At 37.2% G+C, this 20,283-nt stretch carries 19 protein-coding genes and 1 pseudogene; 15 read left to right on the top strand and 5 right to left on the bottom strand.

The features are described 5' to 3' along the window. The first annotated feature begins 10 nt into the window (after positions 1-10). From ACFOW1_RS15670 to ACFOW1_RS15725, 12 genes and pseudogenes are all read left to right on the top strand, one after another. Positions 11-3,178 (top strand): efflux RND transporter permease subunit, encoded by a 3,168-nt coding sequence (locus ACFOW1_RS15670; RefSeq protein WP_379015576.1) that lies wholly within the window; start codon positions 11-13, stop codon positions 3,176-3,178. A gap of 140 nt (positions 3,179-3,318) precedes the next feature. Beyond that, positions 3,319-3,570, top strand: coding sequence for a heavy metal-binding domain-containing protein (locus tag ACFOW1_RS15675; RefSeq protein ID WP_379015578.1), 252 nt, complete (start codon positions 3,319-3,321; stop codon positions 3,568-3,570). A gap of 88 nt (positions 3,571-3,658) precedes the next feature. Next, on the top strand, positions 3,659-4,039 hold the full coding sequence (locus ACFOW1_RS15680; protein ID WP_379015579.1) for an HYC_CC_PP family protein: 381 nt from the start codon (positions 3,659-3,661) through the stop codon (positions 4,037-4,039). A gap of 83 nt (positions 4,040-4,122) precedes the next feature. Next, positions 4,123-4,584, top strand: a complete 462-nt coding sequence (locus tag ACFOW1_RS15685; protein WP_379015581.1) for a heavy metal-binding domain-containing protein — start codon at positions 4,123-4,125, stop codon at positions 4,582-4,584. Between the two features lie 89 nt (positions 4,585-4,673). Further along, positions 4,674-4,931: a heavy metal-binding domain-containing protein gene (locus ACFOW1_RS15690; protein WP_379015582.1), complete on the top strand. Its 258-nt coding sequence runs from the start codon at positions 4,674-4,676 to the stop codon at positions 4,929-4,931. A gap of 4 nt (positions 4,932-4,935) precedes the next feature. Further along, the gene (locus ACFOW1_RS15695; protein WP_379015584.1) at positions 4,936-6,219 is read left to right on the top strand and encodes an efflux RND transporter permease subunit; all 1,284 of its coding nucleotides are present in this window, start codon (positions 4,936-4,938) and stop codon (positions 6,217-6,219) included. Between the two features lies 1 nt (position 6,220). Beyond that, positions 6,221-8,167, top strand: coding sequence for an efflux RND transporter permease subunit (locus ACFOW1_RS15700; RefSeq protein WP_379015585.1), 1,947 nt, complete (start codon positions 6,221-6,223; stop codon positions 8,165-8,167). A gap of 2 nt (positions 8,168-8,169) precedes the next feature. Beyond that, entirely contained in the window at positions 8,170-9,420 is a 1,251-nt protein-coding gene (locus ACFOW1_RS15705) for a TolC family protein (RefSeq protein WP_379015587.1), read from the top strand. Positions 9,421-9,429: 9 nt separating this feature from the next. Next, positions 9,430-10,695: an efflux RND transporter periplasmic adaptor subunit gene (locus tag ACFOW1_RS15710; protein WP_379015588.1), complete on the top strand. Its 1,266-nt coding sequence runs from the start codon at positions 9,430-9,432 to the stop codon at positions 10,693-10,695. A gap of 62 nt (positions 10,696-10,757) precedes the next feature. Further along, positions 10,758-11,939, top strand: a complete 1,182-nt coding sequence (locus tag ACFOW1_RS15715; RefSeq protein ID WP_379015589.1) for an efflux RND transporter periplasmic adaptor subunit — start codon at positions 10,758-10,760, stop codon at positions 11,937-11,939. Between the two features lie 144 nt (positions 11,940-12,083). Then, a pseudogene (locus ACFOW1_RS15720) lies at positions 12,084-12,422 on the top strand (MerC domain-containing protein); the annotation flags it as partial. Positions 12,423-12,470: 48 nt separating this feature from the next. Beyond that, positions 12,471-12,692, top strand: a complete 222-nt coding sequence (locus ACFOW1_RS15725; protein ID WP_379015765.1) for a GDCCVxC domain-containing (seleno)protein — start codon at positions 12,471-12,473, stop codon at positions 12,690-12,692. 258 nt (positions 12,693-12,950) lie between these two features. On the opposite strand, the gene ACFOW1_RS15730 is transcribed toward ACFOW1_RS15725, so the two are convergent. The 3 genes from ACFOW1_RS15730 to ACFOW1_RS15740 form a co-directional block, all read right to left on the bottom strand. Then, positions 12,951-13,484 carry a hypothetical protein gene (locus ACFOW1_RS15730; RefSeq protein ID WP_379015591.1) on the bottom strand — a complete coding sequence of 178 codons (534 nt, stop codon included), beginning with the start codon at positions 13,482-13,484 and terminating at the stop codon, positions 12,951-12,953. 42 nt (positions 13,485-13,526) lie between these two features. After that, complete coding sequence (locus ACFOW1_RS15735; RefSeq protein ID WP_379015593.1) at positions 13,527-14,726, bottom strand: hypothetical protein; 1,200 nt, start codon at positions 14,724-14,726, stop codon at positions 13,527-13,529. 303 nt (positions 14,727-15,029) lie between these two features. Continuing rightward, a complete protein-coding gene (locus ACFOW1_RS15740; RefSeq protein ID WP_379015595.1) occupies positions 15,030-16,322 on the bottom strand; it encodes a TlpA family protein disulfide reductase in 1,293 nt (430 codons plus the stop codon). A 155-nt stretch (positions 16,323-16,477) separates the two neighbouring features. Between ACFOW1_RS15740 and ACFOW1_RS15745 the strand changes: the two genes are divergently transcribed. Beyond that, positions 16,478-16,861: a helix-turn-helix domain-containing protein gene (locus ACFOW1_RS15745; protein WP_379015596.1), complete on the top strand. Its 384-nt coding sequence runs from the start codon at positions 16,478-16,480 to the stop codon at positions 16,859-16,861. A 351-nt stretch (positions 16,862-17,212) separates the two neighbouring features. Beyond that, positions 17,213-18,760, top strand: coding sequence for a Fic family protein (locus ACFOW1_RS15750; protein WP_379015597.1), 1,548 nt, complete (start codon positions 17,213-17,215; stop codon positions 18,758-18,760). A 12-nt stretch (positions 18,761-18,772) separates the two neighbouring features. On the opposite strand, the gene ACFOW1_RS15755 is transcribed toward ACFOW1_RS15750, so the two are convergent. Next, positions 18,773-19,180 (bottom strand): helix-turn-helix domain-containing protein, encoded by a 408-nt coding sequence (locus tag ACFOW1_RS15755; protein ID WP_379015598.1) that lies wholly within the window; start codon positions 19,178-19,180, stop codon positions 18,773-18,775. 16 nt (positions 19,181-19,196) lie between these two features. After that, positions 19,197-19,541, bottom strand: a complete 345-nt coding sequence (locus ACFOW1_RS15760; RefSeq protein ID WP_379015600.1) for a hypothetical protein — start codon at positions 19,539-19,541, stop codon at positions 19,197-19,199. 145 nt (positions 19,542-19,686) lie between these two features. Here ACFOW1_RS15760 and ACFOW1_RS15765 point away from each other — a divergent pair, with 145 nt between their 5' ends. Next, a complete protein-coding gene (locus tag ACFOW1_RS15765; protein ID WP_379015602.1) occupies positions 19,687-20,265 on the top strand; it encodes an RNA polymerase sigma factor in 579 nt (192 codons plus the stop codon). The last annotated feature ends 18 nt before the right edge of the window (positions 20,266-20,283 follow it).

Below are 20,283 nucleotides of genomic sequence, written 5' to 3' on the forward strand. Positions count from 1 at the left end.
ATCAATTTCTATGCTTAATAAAATTATTCAGTTCTCGCTGCGTAACCGTTTGTTTGTAGTGGCTTTTGCAGCTCTGTTAATGGTTTATGGGGTTATCACATTGGTCAATTTGCCAGTAGATGTGTTGCCAGATTTGAATAGGCCACGGGTAACCATTTTTTTAGAAGCCAATGGAATGGCACCAGAAGAAATAGAGGCACAAATAAACTTGCCAGTTGAAACATCGTTAAATGGATCGCCAGGTGTAGAAGTAGTACGCTCAGTTGCTAGCCCGGGTTTAGGAATGGTATTTGTAGAGTTTGATTGGAATACTGATGTGTATAGGGCAAGGCAATTAACTGCAGAAAAACTACAATCTATACAATTGCCCAAAGGCATTACGCCACAACTTGGGCCAATTAGTTCTATCATGGGGCAAATAATGATGATAGCTGTAACAGGCGATACTACTTCACCAGCAGACTTACGAACCATATCAGACTTCACAATTCGCAGAAGATTGATGAGCATAAAAGGCGTAAGCCAAGTAATACCAATTGGGGGCGAACGGTTGCAGTATCAAGTTTTGGTATCATCAGAAAAATTAAGGCAATTCAATTTAAGTATTGATGAAGTAGACAATGCTTTACAGCTTACAAATCAAAATACAACAGGTGGTTTTTTTGATAATAAGGGCTCAGAGGTTTTAATACGCAACATCGCAAGGGCTAATACTTTAGACGATTTGGCCAACACGGTTGTTACCAATAAAAATAATGCACCAGTGCTACTAAAGCAAGTGGCAGATGTAAAATTTGGTGGTGCCGTAAAGCGTGGTGATGGATCGTTAAATGGAAGGCCGGCCGTTATTTTAAACATCGAAAAACAGCCTGGTGCTAATACGGTTGCATTAACCGATGAAGTATTAAAAGCCATTTCAGAATTACAAACATCCTTACCAAAAGATGTAAAAATTAAAACCGACGTATTTAGGCAAAAAGATTTTATCGTTAACTCACTCACCAATGTTGAAGATGCTTTACGAGACGGTTTTATTTTGATAGTAATTATTTTATTCCTGTTTTTGCTCAATTTTCGCACCACCATTATTACCCTTACAGCCATTCCTTTATCGTTGGTTATAACGGCTATTATTTTTAAATTGTTTGGTATTTCCATCAACACATTAACCTTGGGTGGCTTGGCCATAGCCATTGGCGAATTGGTAGATGATGCCATTGTAGATGTGGAAAATGTATTTAGACGATTGAAGGAAAACTGGTCTAGCCCTAACCCAAAACCCATTAATAAAATTATTTACGAAGCCAGTAGCGAAGTAAGAAATTCTATTGTTTACGCTACCATTATTGTAGTGTTAGTGTTTCTGCCATTGTTTTATTTACAAGGCATCGAGGGTAAATTATTTGCCCCATTAGGCATTGCCTACATCACGTCTATTATTGCCTCGTTGGTTGTGTCATTAACCGTTACACCTGCATTATGCAGTTATTTATTGGGTAAAGAAAGAAGCTTAAAACCCGTAAATCTATTATTTTGGAAAAAACGAAAAACAGTATCTGCACCAACCCAAAACCACAACGATGACAGCCCATTGGTAAGATGGCTAAAGCGGCAAGACACTAAATTATTGCACCATAGTTTAAAACATCCAAAGTTGATAATTGGGATGGCTATTGCATTGATAATTGCAGCAGCAGCAGTAGTGCCATTTTTTGGTACAGAATTTTTGCCGCCTTTTAATGAAGGTAGTTTTACCATTAATGTAATTGCACCAGCAGGTACATCGTTAGAAGAAAGTAATAAAATAGGTACTGTGGCCGAACAGCAAATTTTAAAAATACCCGATGTGCTGCTCACCTCTCGTAGAACTGGTAGGGCTGAATTGGATGAACATGCTGAGCCGCCAAGCTATACTGAAATTGATGTGGCTTTAAAAGATAAGCATCGCAAAATGAAAGAGGTATTGGCAGATATTCGTAAAAATCTCGACATTTTAAAAGGTAGCAACATTAATATTGGTCAGCCCATTTCTCATCGGTTAGATCATTTATTATCTGGTGTTAGGGCACAAGTAGCCATTAAATTATTTGGCAACGATTTGGCCGAATTACGTACCAATGCTGCTACCATTAAAGATATTTTAAGCAATGTGCCAGGCGTGGTTGATTTGCAAATAGAGAAGCAAGTATTGGTACCACAACTACAAATTAAAATTGATAGAAATGCTATAAAACGCTATGGTTTGCAAGCTGGTAAAATAGCCGAGAATTTAGAAGTATTTTATAATGGCAAAGTGAGTAGCCAAATATTAGATGGGCAAAAAACTTTCGATATTTTATTGCGTAGCAATGATGCAGATAGAAGCGATATTGACAATATACGCAACACGCAAATTGCTTTGCCAAATGGGTCGCTCATTCCATTGTCGCAAATAGCTACCATCGAAATTGAGAATGGCGTTAATTCTGTATCGCACGAAAATACACAACGCAGAATTGTGGTAAGTGCCAATGTGCAAGGCCGTGATTTGGGAACTACTGTGAAAGAAATGCAGCAAAAAGTAAATGCCCAATTAAAATTACCGCAAGGCTATTACTTGCAATGGGGTGGGCAATTTGAGAGCCAACAATCTGCATCAAAACTTATAGGGGTGTTAAGTATTTTCTCTTTGCTGGGCATCTTTTTAGTATTATACAGCCATTTTAAATCAGCACGTATTGTTTGGCAAATAATGCTAAACATACCATTGGCATTAATAGGCAGTGTGGTAGCTGTAATGCTTACTGGTGGCGTGTTTTCTATTGCAACAATGGTTGGTTTTATTACACTTACAGGTATTGCCAGCCGCAATGGTATTATGATGATTTCGCACTATATTCATTTAGTACAGCATGAAGGTGAAACTTTTGGCGATACAATGATTATCCGTGGATCGTTAGAAAGAATGGTGCCAGTTCTAATGACGGCCTTAGTAGCAGCGTTGGCTTTAATTCCATTAACGCTTGATGCCACTGCATCTGGTAAAGAAATTTTATACCCTGTGGCAACAGTTATTTTGGGTGGTTTGATCAGCTCTACTTTGTTGGATATGATTGTAACACCAGTTGTGTTTAAGCAATTTGGTCAGAAAGCTTTGAAAGTTTATTTAGAAGAACAGGACAAGAAAGAATTTGAATAAAGCAAGACGAAGTTTTGTAATAAATATACTTTCGTATGTCATCTATAAATCTTACAAATCATTGCCAAAATTCCACAACAGGCCGCTAAAACAAAGAATTTACTTTTGTGGTATCATTAACTGATAACAAACAAATCAACATGAAAAAATCAATCTTGGTACTTATGCTTGTCATGGCTTCTGCAACAACCATATTTGCTCAAACCAAAAAAGATAGCACGGCAAAGAAAACAGCCATGTCAGCAACAAAATACAGTTGCCCGATGCACCCTAAAGAAATGTCTGACAAGCCTGGCAAGTGTGCTATTTGCAAGATGGATATGGTAGCAGTCAAGAAAAAAGCACACAAAGACAGCACAGCCAAGAAGCCAATGATGGACATGAAAATGTAATCTTATAAAAGTTTGTAAGGTGCAGGATGTTTTAGCGTCTTGCATCTTATTAAATTGTTTCAAATTCATTTAACCGTACTTTTACACAGTGAAAAAATTATTGCTCATATTTGTTTTGGCAGCCTATTCAGTAGCTGCAATGGGCATTAACCTTAATTATTTCTACTGCTGTAAAAAACTTACAAGCATTACCTTCTCGCAACCACAAGAGGAAAAAGATTGCACCCATAAAACAAAAAAAGGCTGCTGCGATACCAAGACGGTAACCGTTAAGCTAAAAGCAGACCAAGTTAAAACCGAGGTTGCCCAAACAACGTTTGCCAATCACCAACTTTACCTTCTTCCAACACATAATTATACGGTTGATATTGCATTTGCACCTACATCGGTTAGCAAAGTATTATACCAAAAACCGCCACCTTCCTGCTTCCCCTCTATACAGGTTCTCTATTGCGTTTTCAGGATATGATTTGATTAAATGAAAATTATACATGCCTTTAAAAGGTATGGCTATGCTTTTATTTATTTCAATTACATATCAAATCTCAAAAAATGAAAACGTTTAAAATAATCCTTGCAACCTTGTTTGCAATAGTAATGTTACAATCTGTTAATGCACAAAGCGATAAATCACAAAGAGTAGAAAGTAAGAAAACTGATATAGAACAGGCTTTCGGTTACTCATGCCCCATGCACCCAGATGTAATGAGTGCCACACCGGGCAAATGCCCAAAATGTGGGTCAGCATTTGTTATCAATAGAAAGGGCAGCAAACAAGTAGAAACTACATCTTACTCATGCCCAATGCACCCCAATGTTGTAAGTCAAGTACAAGGTAAATGCACAAAATGCGGTTCTCAATTAGTAGCGGACAGAAGGGGCAGCAAGCAAGTAACAACTGTTTATACCTGTTCCATGCACCCAGAAGAAGTTAGTAACAAGACTGGTAAATGTTCCAAGTGCGGTATGGAGCTAACAGAAGTGAAAGCAAAGACCAAACCGACAAAAGGATAATCCACAAGTGCATTGGACTACAACAGCTTCTTAAACAAAATATTCATTAGGGTGGCAGTGCAGGCACTGCCGCTCTTTAAAAAACAATCATGAAAAATTTATTTTTCATCGCCGCTATTCTTTTATCAATGGCTTTTGGATTTACAGCTTGTTCAGGTAACGACAGCAAAGCAAAGACAGAACAATTAGCAAAAGACGAAATGTACACTTGTACTATGCACAACGAAGTAATGAGTGACCATGAAGGCGAATGCCCAAAGTGCGGAATGAAACTAGTAAAACAGAAGATGACAGCAGAGCAGGAAAAGATGATGAAGGAAGGTACGTATGTAAAGCCTAAACAATAGCAGTATGGTTGATAAACTCATAGAATTTTCCTTACGAAATAGGTTTATTGTATTGCTTATGGCAGCAGGATTGCTTGTGTGGGGGATTTTCTCTATTAACAAAAATCCCATTGATGCCATTCCTGATTTATCAGAAAACCAGGTAATTGTTTTTACTGAGTGGATGGGCAGAAGCCCACAGGTAATAGAAGACCAGGTTACATATCCTTTGGTAAGTAACATACAGGGCATTGCGAAGGTTAAGAACATACGGGGCACTTCAATGTTCGGGATGAGCTTTGTGTATATCATTTTTGAAGATGATGTAGATGTTTATTGGGCAAGAACAAGAGTGTTGGAAAGGTTGAACTATGCACAGCGATTGTTGCCTGAAGGGATAACCCCAACCCTTGGTCCTGATGGCACAGGTGTAGGTCATGTTTTTTGGTACACATTGGATGCAAAAGGCATGGACTTGGGAGAACAGAGAGCCTTGCAAGATTGGTACATAAAATTTGGTTTGCAAACCGTTGCTGGTGTTGCTGAAGTAGCATCATTTGGTGGTTTTGAAAAACAATACCAAATAGTAATTGACCCTATAAAACTTCAGTTCTACAATCTCTCCATGATGGATGTAATGAAGCAGGTGAAAGCAGGTAACAATGATGTAGGCGGAAGAAAGTTCGAAATGTCAAATATGGCTTACATCATCCGTGGTTTGGGCTATATTAAAAACAGGGAAGATGTAGAAAATATTTCAGTATCAAACAATAACGGAATACCTATAAGAATTAAAGACATTGGCAATGTGCAAATGGGTTCTGATTTACGGTTAGGCATCTTTGATGAAAACGGTGAAGGTGAAGCCGTGGGTGGTATCGTAGTAATGCGTTACGGTGAAAATGCAGATAAAGTAATCAAGGCAGTTAAAGAAAAGATGAAGGAAGTAGAGAAGGGTTTACCTGCCGGAGTAACATTTAAAATAGCTTATGACAGAAGCACGTTAATTGAAGCAGCCATTGAAACCATCAAAGAAAAGCTGATAGAAGAAATCATTATTGTATCTCTTATCGTTATGCTTTTTCTTTTGCATTGGCGAAGTGCATTAAGCATCATTATTCAAATTCCTATCACTATTGCTGTCAGCTTCATTCTTTTAAATGCCTTTGGTATTTCATCAAATATAATGTCATTAACAGGTATTGCATTAGCAATCGGGGTCATTGTAGATAATGGAATTATTATGAGTGAAAACGCATACAGGGGGCTTTCAGAATGGCAAAATAACCCTGCAAATAAAAAAGTATAACATGAAGTTTTTTAACTCAAAAAATAAAATATTTAAGAAAGAAGCCTACGCTAAAGTGCCTGAAGATATTCGCATGAATATCATTGAGAAAGCTAGTAAGCAAGTTTCAAGAGGCGTGTTCTTTTCAACCATTATTATTATTGCTTCCTTTCTTCCAGTTTTTTTACTTACAGGTCAGGAAGGCAAATTATTTGGTCCGCTTGCATACACTAAAACTTTTATCCTATTTGTTGATGCAATCCTGGTGTTAACATTAGCACCCGTTCTCATTTCATTCTTCATGAAAGGTAGGTTTAGAAGCGAGAACAAAAACCCTATTAACCACTTTTTAGAAAGAGTGTATGAACCTGTTATAAGAGCATGTATCAAATGGCGAAAAACGACAATAGCAGTTAACATCATTGCATTACTAATCAGCATTCCATTGGTAATGAGTTTAGGTAAAGAATTTATGCCGCCGTTAGATGAAGGTTCAATTCTTTTTATGCCTGTTACCCTTCCTGATGTATCTAATTCAGAGGTGAAGAGAATACTACAGGTGCAGGACAAGTTGATAAAATCAGTTCCTGAAGTAGCCCATGTTTTAGGTAAGGCAGGTCGGGCAAATACAGCTACCGACAATTCACCTATAAGCATGATAGAGACCATTGTTATTCTAAAGCCACGTAACGAGTGGAGAGCAGATATAACCAAAGAAGAAATTATAAATGAACTAAACAGCAAACTTCAAATACCAGGTGTTACCAATGGATGGACACAACCCATCATTAACCGTATCAATATGCTATCAACCGGCATCCGTACCGATGTCGGCGTAAAAGTATATGGGCAAAATTTGGATACGATAAATGCATTTGCTCAAAAAGTAAGAATTGCATTACAAGGTATAAACGGTGTGAAGGATTTATATGTTGAACCGATAACCGGAGGTAAATACATTGATATAACAATTAAGAGGGAAGAGATAGGTAGATACGGTTTAAGCATTGATGATGTGAATACACTTATTGAAAGTGCGTTAGGTGGTATGAAACTAACAACCACTGTAGAAGGTCGTCGACGGTTTTCTGTGAATGCAAGATTTGGTCAGGATTTCAGAAATAACCTTTCGGCAATAAAACAACTACAGGTACAAACAATGAGTTCCGGTCCTATTCCATTGGAAGCTGTGGCAGATATAAAAATTACAGAAGGTCCGCCGATGATTAGTTCTGAAAATGCTTTATTAAGAGGCACTGTTTTGTTCAATGTTAGAGAACGTGACCTTGGCGGTACAGTGGCAGAAGCAAAAGCAAATTTAGACAAGATGATTGGGCAAATGCCAAAAGGTTACTTTATAGAATGGAGCGGTCAGTATGAAAACCTCATAAGAAGTCAAAAAACTTTAAAGCTCATATTGCCGATTGTCCTGCTTATCATTTTCATGTGCATGTACTTCGCATTTCATTCAGTTAGGGAAGCATTCTTTAGCCTTATTTCAATTCCTTTTGCCCTCATTGGTGGTGCATTTATGATTTACTTCTGGGGAGTTAATTTATCCGTTGCAGTCGCAGTAGGCTTTATTGCATTGTTTGGTTTGGCAGTAGAAACAGGTATTGTTATGGTCATCTACCTCAATGATGCAATGCAACAATTAGTTACTTTAAAAGGCAATTCAAGAGAGACTATAACCAAAGAAGATATAAGAGAATATGTAATAGCAGGTGCAGCAAAAAGATTAAGACCTAAGATAATGACAGTGTCAGTTTCACTGTTTGCATTGATACCCATTCTATGGAGTTCAGGCGTAGGCAGCGATGTAATGAAGCCCATTGTATTGCCAATGGTCGGAGGCGTATTAACATCAGCTACACACATCCTGTTAGTAACACCCCTTATTTTTTTAATGACTAAAGAGTATGAGTTGAGAAAGTTCGGTAAGATAGATGTACTCGCTGCAAAACATTAATCATGAAAATAAAATCTATAATAGGGTTCCTAATACTGTTAACAAGCAGCATAGTTCAGGCACAAAAAACAATAGGATTAAACGACATTCTTCAAACAATCGACACTGCAAATCCAACAGCAAAGATGTATGCAGCACAGATTCGGTCACTGGATGAAGCAGCGAAAGGTGCAAGAAGCTGGATGCCTACAGACTTTGGATCTGGCTTATGGATGACCCCTTATAATCCTAAGCTATTGCAGAAAGGTGATAATGGAGCAACAGGCATGGGGCAATATATGCTGTCAGTTCAACAAATGTTTCCCAATAAAAAGAAGCAGGATGCAGAAGCAGCTTACATGCAAGGCATGTCAGCACCAGAAAAAGAAAGGCAGAAGTTTGAGCTTAACCAGTTGTATGCTGAAGCTAAGAAAAATTACTACCAATGGGCAATACTCAAAAAGAAAATGAATGTTCTTAACGAGAATGAAAAGCTGTTAAACTTCATGATTAAAGACGCTGAAATAAGATACAAGAACGGCATTGACAAATTAGGTGCATACTACAAAGCTAAGGCTGAATTAGGCAGAATTTTAAATACTAAAGTAGAGTTAGAAAATGAGATGGCTCAAAATCGCATCCGTTTAAATACCCTGATGAACAGGAATAAATTTGAACCTTTCGATATTGATACAACCTATACTATCAGGAATTTTACAACTACAACTTTCGATACAACTTCTTTAAGCAACAGGAGTGATATAAGGGCAATAGACAAGGATATACAACTAACCTACTTACAACAAAATGTAGAAAGAACGAAAGTGAAACCCGAGTTTGGAATTAGGTACGACCACATGTTTGGTTTCGGTGGTTTCCCAATGCAATATACTTTAATGGGCATGGCAAAAATATCACTTGGAAAAGCCAACAGAGCATCAAAAGCCAATGTAGAAAGTTTAAGATGGAAGTCAGAAGCATTGTTTCAGCAAAAACAAATACTATTAAATGAAGCAACAGGCATGGCAACCAGTATGATTGCAGACATTGAAACAAAGAAAAAACAGGTTAAACTCTTTGAAGAAAACATACTACCTGCTTTGCGTAAAAATTATCAGGTGATGCAGTTAGCTTATCAACAAAACACCGAACAACTTTTCACGCTTTTCGATGCATGGGATGCATTGAATAAAACACAAATTGAATATCTAAATCAGTTACAGCAGCTATTAACTATGCATGTTGAATTGGAAAGAATAATGGAGGTAAAATAAGAAAGCATTATGTCGTTATCAATAACATATAAAAAATACTTGTGGCTATGTCTCGTTACTATAACACTTGTAGTTACAGGCACTTCATGCAAGCAAAAAACGAATGAAACGCATATTCACAACGTTTTAGAAGGGATGCCATTATACACCTGTTCAATGCATCCTCAAATCATTAGAGACAAAACCGGTAAATGTCCCATCTGTAGTATGGACTTAATTAAGAAAGAGGAAAATGCACAAAAAATAACCGATATAGAATTAGAGGATTTATTAAAGCCAACCAATGAGTTTGTAATAACAACAGTTCCTGTAACAACTATAAAAAAGAGCAGTGAAGAAATATCTATTGAAGCATTAGGGAGCATACAGAATGATACCCGACAGGTTGGTTCAATATCATCAATTGTGGCAGGAAGAATTGAAAGGCTTTACGTTCGCTATCGCTACCAAATGATAATGCCAGGTGATAAGATTATGGACATATACAGTCCTGAAATTGCAACGGCTCAACGGAACCTTTTATTTCTTTTAAAAAGTGATGCTTCAAACGCTTCGCTTATCGAAGCTGCTAAACAAAGGCTTTTATTAATGGGTATGAGTAGTGGGCAAGTACAACAATTAATAAGGACAGGAAAAGCAACGCTAACCGTATCAGTTTATTCAAATGCAATGGGACATATTCATGAAGCAGGTCAGGAAACAATGGTAGCGACAGGACAAATGCAAAATTCTTCAACAACAACTGCACCCTTGGCAATACGTGAAGGAATGTATGTACAACAAGGGCAGAAAATATTTTCACTAACCAATCCTGCAAAAGGCTGGGCTGTTCTAAATATTTTTCCAGAGAACCAACACCTTGTTAAAGTAGGCAACCCCGTCAAAATTACACCGGAAGCAATGCCTCAAAAAGCATTCAGGGCTAAGATAAATTTCATAGAACCCTTCTACAGACCAAACAGCAAAACACTAACTGCAAGGGTTTATTTTGATAATGCTTCGTTACGTATTCCAATAGGAAGTCAGGTCCGTGCAAGCATTTTTGGAAGCAATGCAAGTGCAAATTGGTTACCACAGGAAGCAGTGCTTTCATTAGGCTTAAATGATATTGCTTTTGTAAAAACGAGTGGTGGTTTTATAGCAAAAAAAATTACAACGGGTATTAGGCAAAATAACTTAGTTCAAATAACAAATGGTTTAGCCATTACAGACACAGTAGCAGCAAATGCCCAATACCTAACCGACAGTGAGAGTTTCATAAAAATAAAACAGTAAGTATGTTTTTAAAGAACATCAATTTTCAATACAGCAACTTTTGGTCATCTAAACTTCTTTGGATGTTAATAGTTATAGCACCTGTTCTACTTTTTACTTCTTGTAAGAATGATAAAAAGGTAGCAGTAAATAAAGACGTTTATTATACCTGTTCTATGCATCCGCAAATAAACGAACCAAAGCCAGGCAAATGCCCGATTTGTGGAATGAATTTAATTCAGGTGCAAAAAAGTAAAGCACCAAAGTCGGATGAACTATTACTAAGTGAACAACAAATACAATTAGGGAATATTGTTGTTGATACAATAGGCAAAGGAGTTATCGGCAGCGAGACAGTCCTAACAGCCACATTAAATTACGACCAGCAAAAGTTGACATCAGTTAGTTCAAGAGTAATGGGTAGGGTGGACAAATTGTATCACAAAAATATTGGTGATTACATTAAAAAGGGTGAACCATTGATGGAGGTTTATAGTGAAGAATTGAACAATGCAAAGCAGGAATATCTTGCAGCATTGGAAAGCAGGAAAATACTTGATAATTCATTGATAGATTTTGACCAGGTTATTAAAAGTGCAAAAACAAAACTGTTGTTATGGGGAATGAGCGAAGCACAGATTAATGCACTTTCAACTTCTAGTAAAGCAAAACTTACTACAACTGTTTTTAGCAATCAAAGTGGTTACATAACAGAATTAAATGTTCAGGAAGGTGAATACGTTTCCGAAGGTGGATTGATAGTACAGTTAGCAGATTTATCTACACTTTGGGTAGAAGCCCAGGTTTATACAAGCCAGTATTCTCAGATTAATGGCAATGGTTCAGTAACAGTTCAGCTTCCAGACATAGGCAAAGAAATAAGCGGAAAACTCGAATTCGTAAATCCTGAAATAAGTCCTGATAAAAGATTAAACCTGATAAGAATTACTATACCAAATCAGGGCAATCAATTACGACCTGGCATGTCAGCTTATGTAGTATTAAAAGGTGGTCAGCGAAACGTTTTATCATTACCAATGGATGCAGTAATAAGAGATGCAAAAGGAGCAACGGTATGGGTACAAACAAGCAAGAACACTTTTAAAAATAAAATGGTAACCGTAGGCATGGAAAGCGGAGACAGGATAGAAATAACCTATGGTTTAACACAAGGCGAAGCTGTTGTCACAAGGGGTGCATACCTAATTAACAGCGAATATATTTTTAGAATAGGTTCATCGCCAATGGCAGGGATGAAAATGTAGAACCCTTACTTTGATGGCTCAATAACTTTGGGGCCAGTAAACGGCAGGATATTGTATTTGGGTGTACGGTTTAAGGTTTTGTAGAGTAGCTTACGAGTTTTAAAAACAGTATAGGAACAACATTTAAAAATCAATTATACCATAATGAAGTTGCAAAAGAATATTGATAAAATCGGCACCATTGGCATCTTTTTAACAGCCATATTCTCACCTTGCTGTTTTCCACTATTTGCCTTTGCGGCTTCTGCATTGGGGCTGGGCAGCTTTGAATTGTTTGGCGGTTGGACGATGTGGGTTTTTCAAGCGATGTCGGTAATATCCATTATCGGTTTGTATATATCTTATCGACAGCATCGTTGTATGTATCCATTGCTTATAGCCATTCCAAGTGTACTGCTCATATTGTACGGTTACCACATTAATGAGAGTGAACATTGGGTGTATTTTCTCTATGCTGGCATGTTAGGGCTTATGGTTGCAACAGGCGTTAATTATTACAGGAACAGACTTCATAGTTGCTGTAATAGCGGTATAGATGCTGATGGTCATGATGTTGAACTGGTATCTGAAATTACATGCCCCAATTGTGGCCACAAGAAAGAGGAAACAATGCCAACTGATGCTTGCCATTTTTTTTATGAATGCGAGCAATGCAGGACAAGATTAAAACCCAAACAAGGTGATTGCTGCGTGTATTGTAGTTACGGTACTGTAAAATGCCCACCTATGCAAACAGGAAATGTATGCTGTTAAGCGAATATATTAAAGCATATCATGCAACTATAAAATGTATTCCAATACTGATATGCTTTTCAGTTACAGCATACCCACTGCGGCCATATTATCCATGTAAAATGAAAAGGCCGCAGTCGGTATACTGCTAATGTTTGCGTCCACTCATACTACTGGGCTTTGTTCCATGCTTGCACTTGGCCCAGCAGTATGAGAGACCTTGGTGAAAGACGCTGCTATTGTTTGTTAGTGTATCAATATGCTTTTGTTACTGAAATTTTAGTCAGTTTTCTTTTCAATGTGCCATTGATTATCATACAATGAAAGATAGATGGTATGCTTCTTTGGCATCTTAAAATCCACATTGACCAGTCTGGCAAACGGGCTGATATTTTTGTAAGCAGTAGTAAATTCTACAATTGCAGTTTTGCCATCCTCACCATCTTTTGTGGTAATGATTTCTGCAACATCTACATCCGCAAGCTTTACTTTTTGAATTTCAATAGACTTATCTTTTTTAGAAGTTGCTAATAAGTATGGTTTTGCTTTTTCTGTGAAACTTATAAGCGGTTTGCCAACTTCAATCAATTTTTGTTTCTGTTGAATTACTACTAAACCATCCTTTCCCAATCCTGCATCTAACATTTTATAGGCATGTTTTGGGTCACTGCAGTAAATGTCGTAATCCAATATTTTAGGATAACCGAGTTCTTTTTTGATGATTTCTGCAACTGTCTTCTGGTCTAACTTTTTAGAGCTGCAACCTACTATTAATAAGCAAGGCAGTAATAAAATTGATGCTACTTTTTTCATGGTTGTAAATTTTTTAGTTAAGTAATAATGGTTGTTGAACTGTTAGTATTCCTGTATTTTATCAATCATTTGTTGCAATGTGTCAATGACAATTTCCTTATCCCTTGTTTCTGCTGAATAAGATTTGCTTCGCATACTGTCGTAGGAAAGATCTACTTGATGAGGGGTAGATAAATGTGGGACAATGGTTTTAAAAATAGCGTTCATGGAACGGGCTATCAGTATTTTTAAATCATCTGCCGAACGCAGTATCAAGGCCATTTGATCTACGGATAGCATACTTAATATTTTGTGCTTTTTAATGTCTTTGGTAGTTACAGGTACTGCATTTTCATCCATTGGCATAATGGCTAAATGCCGTTTCTTTTCCAAGTAGAACAGTTCATGCTTGAACCATTTGCCCAATGCCGTTTTTAAATCTGCATATTGTGGGTTTAAAACAATACCGGGCTTGCGGTGCAATTGATTGAAAACTTTATAATGTATCAATAGTTCATCCATTTTTTCTGTGATGGTTTCTTTGCTATTTGTTTTCTCTGCCAGTTTTTTGGTGAAATAATCCATGTAGGCTTTGCTATTGAAATTCAGGTAAATCAGCAGTTCGTTTAATGCCGTGTAAACACCAATTTCCTTTTCAGGATTTTCCAATAGTTCCAACTCTTTTAATAGTTCTTTTTGATACAAGAGCTCCTTAAAACTTACTTCAGGGTTTTCTTTCAGGTCGTTGATAAATGCGTATAATGGGTTTAAAACAATGTCTATAAACTGTTGGTCGTTTACCTTTTCTACTAATGTTTCTTTCAGCTTATTCAGCTTCTTTTGCAGCTCTTTTTTTGATACCAAAAGATAGGTAACAGGTACACGTTGTTCCAAACTCAAATATTGGTTGAACCTGACCTCAATAAAAGACAGCAATTCGTCAAGGCAACTAATCAACGCTTTGTTTAAATTTTTAAGGGCTTGGTTTTTTGCTGGGCAATTGTTTTGGTTTTCAAATGCCTGATCCAATAGCACAATTAAAGCAGAGTGGTACTGCTTTATCAATAACTCAATTTGCTTTTGTTTGGTAAGCCCAAACACTTGGTGCTTTAGTTGTGATTCCAATTTTTCTTTTTCGTCTGTAACCCTTGATAGGATGGCTTCTATCTGTGTATCTGTAATTTCAGATACATCCGTTTTCTTAGGATTTAGCGTTACTGTGATTACCAAGTCTATCCATTCTAACGTGTACTTATGTGGCATACCCTTACTAATTTGATTGTTAAAAATTTAAGGGGTTGGGCTACATTAATCAGGCTTAAAAAAGCAATACTTGTACTATTGTTTATGCAAGTCTTGATTTAATACTGTTAAATTAGAAGGGACATTGTTGAGGAAGAAAAATTTTATGTGAACGATGGAATGAGTAATGTGAAGAGGGATATTGAAGTGTCTTTTTATAATAAGGTTCAACTAAAAATCCCTAGCAAAGCCAGGGATTTTCTCTTTGAATACTAACAACTATACTTGGGGGTTATAGTAAATTGAAGTGCCGTATTTGTACTGCTAATTTATGCTTTTATCTTGTTCCTTTAACACAAACATTTCCAGTTCCCTTTCTGTTTCTACTAAATCAAAGCCATAGGTTTTTAGTGTTCGCTGCAATGTTTGTATATTCTTCATGTCACTATTGAATTCCATATCAACAGGTAGGTTATAATTGCTTTCATCCAGTACAGGAATTGATAGCAATTCATCCAAATAATCTGTAAGCATAGTTACTTTTTGATTGTGCATATAGGTTACAGTTTCTTTTCTGCCAAAGTTGTTACTAGACTTTCTTTCTGCAATAGCAACTGCATTTGTAGAGCCATTAAACCGCAGTACAAAACATTTTACTTTCCGCTTTTCAATGGCTGCTGTATAGCCAAAAAAATTGGACAGGTCATTACGCATCCTTGCATATACTTTATCCATAGACATAGCGGGTGTGATGATTTCATAACAGTAGGTATTTTCGTATTTCCAACTATCCCAATCACCATTATTCACCAGTTTGGCGGCATCTTTTACTTCCAACAATAACCTGCTTTTAATAACACTTTTTTGATAGGCTTTTTGGTACAAACGTACAATGGGGCTATTAATCATGGTAAACCTTGTTACCAATTTATCACTGGTTTCACTTTTGCTTGCAGTAACAGGTAGCCCGTCGGTATAGCCTGTTATCATGCTGCGGCACAGGATATTGCTGCCGTTGCCACCATTGCCATTTAAGAAGAGGGGCTCTTTGTTGTTGTAATCATAGTCATCAATTTTCATGCGGAATGCCACTGGCTGCCCTGCAAGAACTGCTTCAATATTTTTACTGGTTACTTGTTCGGATGAGGTAAAGGCTTTTATTTTTCCATTGAACAGCCATACATAATGTGGCAATGATTTGTGCCTGAAAAGCTTGTCTGCAATGGTGTCTTTAAGTGTTGATGGTAAGTTGTAGGGCTGCTTATTTTTTGGCTGTAGCCTGTTGAACAACCCTTTTATTTTTTGTTCATCATCGCCTGTACTTTTTGTGTTTACTAATAGCACTTGCAACTTATCGGTATATTGTTGTTGCAGGGAATCCATTTTAGGGAAACTGTGCAAACAGCCTGTACACCATGTAGCCCAAAAATCCAGTATCACCAGCTTGTTTGTAAAGTCGGATAGCTTGGCTGTTTTGGATGGATAGTTGACCATACTGAATTGTATGTCTGGTACTTTGTCACCTATGTTTAGGGGTTTAAGAGTTGTTGTTTTTTCTTGGCTATAAGCATAGAAGCTTAGTCCCAATGAGGCCAGTAGAATGAATGAAAATTTCATGTGGTTAATGATAAAAGGTGAAAAAATTAACCACTATTGCAACACAGGAAAGGAAGGAACTGCCTGAAAAACAAAGTTGTTTATCTTCGTGTTTATAAAAGGGAAAGCAAATGAATAATCAACCCTGCTTTTTGAATAATTAATTCAAACCAACTATGGCAACCAGTACATTAAAAATATTGCGTGAGGTAAATGACTATTCACAAGATTTTGTAGCAGAAGATATTTTGGGTATTAGCCAACCAACCTATGCAAGATTGGAACAAAATCCATCGAAAATAACAGCAGAACAGGCTCAGAAACTCTCTGATTTGTATAAGGTAAGTATTGCTAATTTATTATCTGAATCTACACCTGTTATTACGTTTAAGCAGGTTAATGAAAACAATAATAGCAATAATGGATATTTTGGCGAAAACACTTCCAACTATCATGGTGGTGAAGTGGCAGTCCTAAAAGAACAAAACGCAATTTTAATAAAACAGAACGCTGAATTGATGGAATTGGTAAAGGTATTGGGTGGTAAATTGGCAGGATAGACAACCTTTTTTTATTGGCTATTCCCAAGATTATCTTCTCAACCTATTGCTTCATGAAATACAATGATGCTTGACAATGTTTCTCTGAACATTTGTTAGTGATTATTTTTAAATAATCCTTTATTCTTCTTTAAGATTCCACCGACCTTTTCGCCGACCCATTCCCGACCTTTTCCCCGACCTTTACTTCATAGTTGAATTTTTGAGCATGATACAATCCTTATAATCCCAATTTAAACACTACTTCCTAATTTTAGTACAGCATTATTCCCTAATTTTAGTGCAACGCCATTCCCTAATTTTAGTACAACATTATTTCCTAATTTTGGTGCAAAGTAAAATTGTACCAATATGGCAACACCTGCAGAAAAATTAGCAGCAGCACTAGATGTGCTAAAGCAGTTACAGGATAAAGGTATAGTGGCTATTAAGGCCGCTGAACTGTCACGTACCATTAGGGAACGCCTTGTAGATAATGGGTTTATAAAAGAAGTATATAAAGGCTGGTATATGGCAGCCCCACCCAATGAGGCTAAAGGTGACAGCACTTCTTGGTACACATCCTACTGGGATTTCTGTGCCCAGCACCTAGAGGATAAATATGGGAAGGAATGGTGCATATCGCCAGAGCAGTCATTGCTTATACATGGTGGCAATTGGACGGTGCCACAACAATTGATTGTAAAATCGCCTGCGGCCACCAACTTTAAAACAGATCTTCCTTTTGGCACTTCCCTGTTTCATATAAAAGCATTGTTGCCTGCTGGTGCTGAAATGGTAGAAAGCAATGGTATAAGGATGCTTTCGCTTCCATCTGCCCTTATACAGGCTTCACCAAACACGTTTACACAGAACCCTATAGACACAAGAACTGCACTTTCTATGGTTAGGGATGCATCAGAAATACTTACCCCATTGCTGGATGGCGGACAGAGTGTTGTAGCTGGCCGTATGGCTGGTGCTTTCCGCAATATTGGCCAGAACCGTATTGCTGATACCATATTGAAGACAATGGAAAGAGCTGATTTTAAGGTACGTGAGATAGACCCATTTGACAGCAAACTGCCAGTGCCATTATCTGGCCGTGACCATTCGCCTTATGCCAACCGCATTAGGCTGATGTGGCAACAAATGCGTGATACAGTGATTGGCAATTTTCCAAAGGCACCAGGTATGCCAACGGATAAGGCAAGCTATATGAAACAGGTAGATGCAGTGTTCGTAACAGATGCCTACCATTCACTATCAATAGAAAAATACAAGGTAACGCCTGAATTGATAGAAAGGGTAAGGAACGGCACATGGAACCTGGCAGATAATGAGCAGGACAGGAAGCAGCGAGATGCCATGGCTGCCAAGGGATACTTGGAAGCATTTAAGGCAGTTGAAAAAAGTATTGAACGTATATTAGAAGGTGGGAATGCTGGTGATATAGTGGATGCAGACCATGAGGAATGGTATAGGGAAATGTTTGGGCCAAGTGTATCTGCCGGGCTTTTAAAGGCATCAGATTTGGCAGGTTACAGAAGCCATCAGGTATATATCAGCCAATCTAAACATGTACCCTTAAACAAAGAAGCGGTACGTGATGCCATGCCAGTATTATTTGAAATGATTAGGCAAGAACCTGAAGCTTCTGTACGAACCGTATTGGGGCATTTTATCTTTGTGTTCATCCATCCATATATGGATGGTAATGGCAGAATGGGACGCTTTTTAATGAATGCAATGTTGGCATCTGGTGGTTACCCTTGGACGGTGGTGCCTGTGGAACAAAGGGATGCATATATGGCCGCATTGGAAGCGGCAAGTGTAAACCAGAACATAGAGCCGTTTACTAACTTCTTGGGGCTTTTGGTAACCGAGAGTTTGAAGGGCAAGCCTGTAGCAAAAATATAAACTAAAGTAAGCCTAAACGTTTTTGCCCAGTAGCTCAATAAACTTATTGTTCTGTTGCTGCACAGTTTCAAGCTGTTGTTTCAAGGTCTTTATTTCGCTGTTTTTGGAAGCAATGATTTCATCAATACCACGGTCATTATATTGATGGTTGATATAACCGTTACTTCCACCACCGCTAAAACTGCAATTGGTGTACATCACATCAGCCTGATAATAATTGGGTGTATCATCAATCATAAAAAACTCAATAGGTACACGGTATAAATCTGAGAGCTGCTGGGCAACAATACCGTTTAGTTTTGTCTTTCCTTTTTCCAGTTTATTGTAATCATCAATCGGCATTAACAATTCATTCGCAACATCTTCTGGTGTCCAAATACGGTATTCTCGGAATAATGATAATTTTAAAGGAAGATTCATATTAGTTGTATGATTATCATTGTTTCTTCTTAGAAGGTATGCGTTTAGTTTGCTTTTTAGCAGCAAGCATTGTTTTATGAACAAACCCCATCATTATGTCAAAATCTACTTTAAATAATTCACTCATGAATTCAATCTCATTCAATGTGAACTTTCCTGGGTCTTCAATTTTTTTCAAGAATGAATAAAAGGAAATTCCTAAAAGGATTTGAAGATTACTTTTTGCGAAAGTTGCAAATATTTGAGGAAAACTTTCAACCGTATTATTGGCTAAACCTGTTCTAATAGTATTGATTTTATGAAGCCCTTCCTCGGTTTCATAAAATTCAAGTAATACCTCACTTTTCGTCTTTTTTGCCATTTTAGAGTAATTAAACGACAAAAATTAGCAGCATGTTTAGTAATATAAATCAAATACTACGATTAGTTATTTATATACTTTTATTTAGTAGTTATAAACTTTGATTTGAAAGTTTTATCTTAGTGGCCACAATTAGCAGATTTACATGATTAAAAGAAGCGTTGATATTGGAAAATTATCGAAAGAGGAACTTAACGAGGTTTCACTTAAATCGGTGTTTTATCAATACCATGCTGCCCTATGCTTTTTTGCTGAAAAATTGGTGCAAGACAGAACTGAGGCAGAAGATATTGTTGAGGATGTGTTTATTAAACTATGGGAAAAAGAACCTGATTTTAGTAAGCATAAAAACATTAAAGCCATACTGTATATAGCTGTTAAAAATGCCTGTTTTAATTTTATTGCACAACGGCGTAGGAACAACAGCAAACTAAATGGGTTTGCCTACACCATACAACAAGAAACAGAAAGCTATGCCCTTTTGGAAATCGTTCATGCAGAGGTATTGCGTGCTTTATATCATGAACTTGAGAACCTGCCAACAGAATGCCGCAACGTGATGCAGCTTGTTTTTATAGAGGGCTGGGAACATAAAAAAATTGCCGAGCATTTGGATATTTCTATCAGCACTGTTAAGACACATAAGGCAAGGGGCATCCACGCCCTTCGCAAAAAAATGAGCGTTTCTACATTATTGTTATTCCTCTATATTATCTTTTCATAAAAAAAGTTGCTTGCTTTG

This window comes from Parasediminibacterium paludis (assembly GCF_042651445.1).
GTDB classification, from domain to species: domain Bacteria; phylum Bacteroidota; class Bacteroidia; order Chitinophagales; family Chitinophagaceae; genus Parasediminibacterium; species Parasediminibacterium paludis.

Excerpts from the sequence above, each read along its gene's own strand:
- ACFOW1_RS15695 (WP_379015584.1), top strand. The coding sequence starts at position 4,936 with ATGGTTGATAAACTCATAGAATTTTCCTTACGAAATAGGTTTATTGTA.
- ACFOW1_RS15765 (WP_379015602.1), top strand. The coding sequence starts at position 19,687 with ATGATTAAAAGAAGCGTTGATATTGGAAAATTATCGAAAGAGGAACTT.
- ACFOW1_RS15730 (WP_379015591.1), bottom strand. The coding sequence starts at position 13,484 with ATGAAAAAAGTAGCATCAATTTTATTACTGCCTTGCTTATTAATAGTA.
- ACFOW1_RS15710 (WP_379015588.1), top strand. The coding sequence starts at position 9,430 with ATGTCGTTATCAATAACATATAAAAAATACTTGTGGCTATGTCTCGTT.
- ACFOW1_RS15685 (WP_379015581.1), top strand. The coding sequence starts at position 4,123 with ATGAAAACGTTTAAAATAATCCTTGCAACCTTGTTTGCAATAGTAATG.
- ACFOW1_RS15705 (WP_379015587.1), top strand. The coding sequence starts at position 8,170 with ATGAAAATAAAATCTATAATAGGGTTCCTAATACTGTTAACAAGCAGC.
- ACFOW1_RS15675 (WP_379015578.1), top strand. The coding sequence starts at position 3,319 with ATGAAAAAATCAATCTTGGTACTTATGCTTGTCATGGCTTCTGCAACA.
- ACFOW1_RS15715 (WP_379015589.1), top strand. The coding sequence starts at position 10,758 with ATGTTAATAGTTATAGCACCTGTTCTACTTTTTACTTCTTGTAAGAAT.
- ACFOW1_RS15745 (WP_379015596.1), top strand. The coding sequence starts at position 16,478 with ATGGCAACCAGTACATTAAAAATATTGCGTGAGGTAAATGACTATTCA.
- ACFOW1_RS15700 (WP_379015585.1), top strand. The coding sequence starts at position 6,221 with ATGAAGTTTTTTAACTCAAAAAATAAAATATTTAAGAAAGAAGCCTAC.
- ACFOW1_RS15740 (WP_379015595.1), bottom strand. The coding sequence starts at position 16,322 with ATGAAATTTTCATTCATTCTACTGGCCTCATTGGGACTAAGCTTCTAT.
- ACFOW1_RS15760 (WP_379015600.1), bottom strand. The coding sequence starts at position 19,541 with ATGGCAAAAAAGACGAAAAGTGAGGTATTACTTGAATTTTATGAAACC.
- ACFOW1_RS15755 (WP_379015598.1), bottom strand. The coding sequence starts at position 19,180 with ATGAATCTTCCTTTAAAATTATCATTATTCCGAGAATACCGTATTTGG.
- ACFOW1_RS15735 (WP_379015593.1), bottom strand. The coding sequence starts at position 14,726 with ATGCCACATAAGTACACGTTAGAATGGATAGACTTGGTAATCACAGTA.
- ACFOW1_RS15690 (WP_379015582.1), top strand. The coding sequence starts at position 4,674 with ATGAAAAATTTATTTTTCATCGCCGCTATTCTTTTATCAATGGCTTTT.
- ACFOW1_RS15670 (WP_379015576.1), top strand. The coding sequence starts at position 11 with ATGCTTAATAAAATTATTCAGTTCTCGCTGCGTAACCGTTTGTTTGTA.
- ACFOW1_RS15750 (WP_379015597.1), top strand. The coding sequence starts at position 17,213 with ATGGCAACACCTGCAGAAAAATTAGCAGCAGCACTAGATGTGCTAAAG.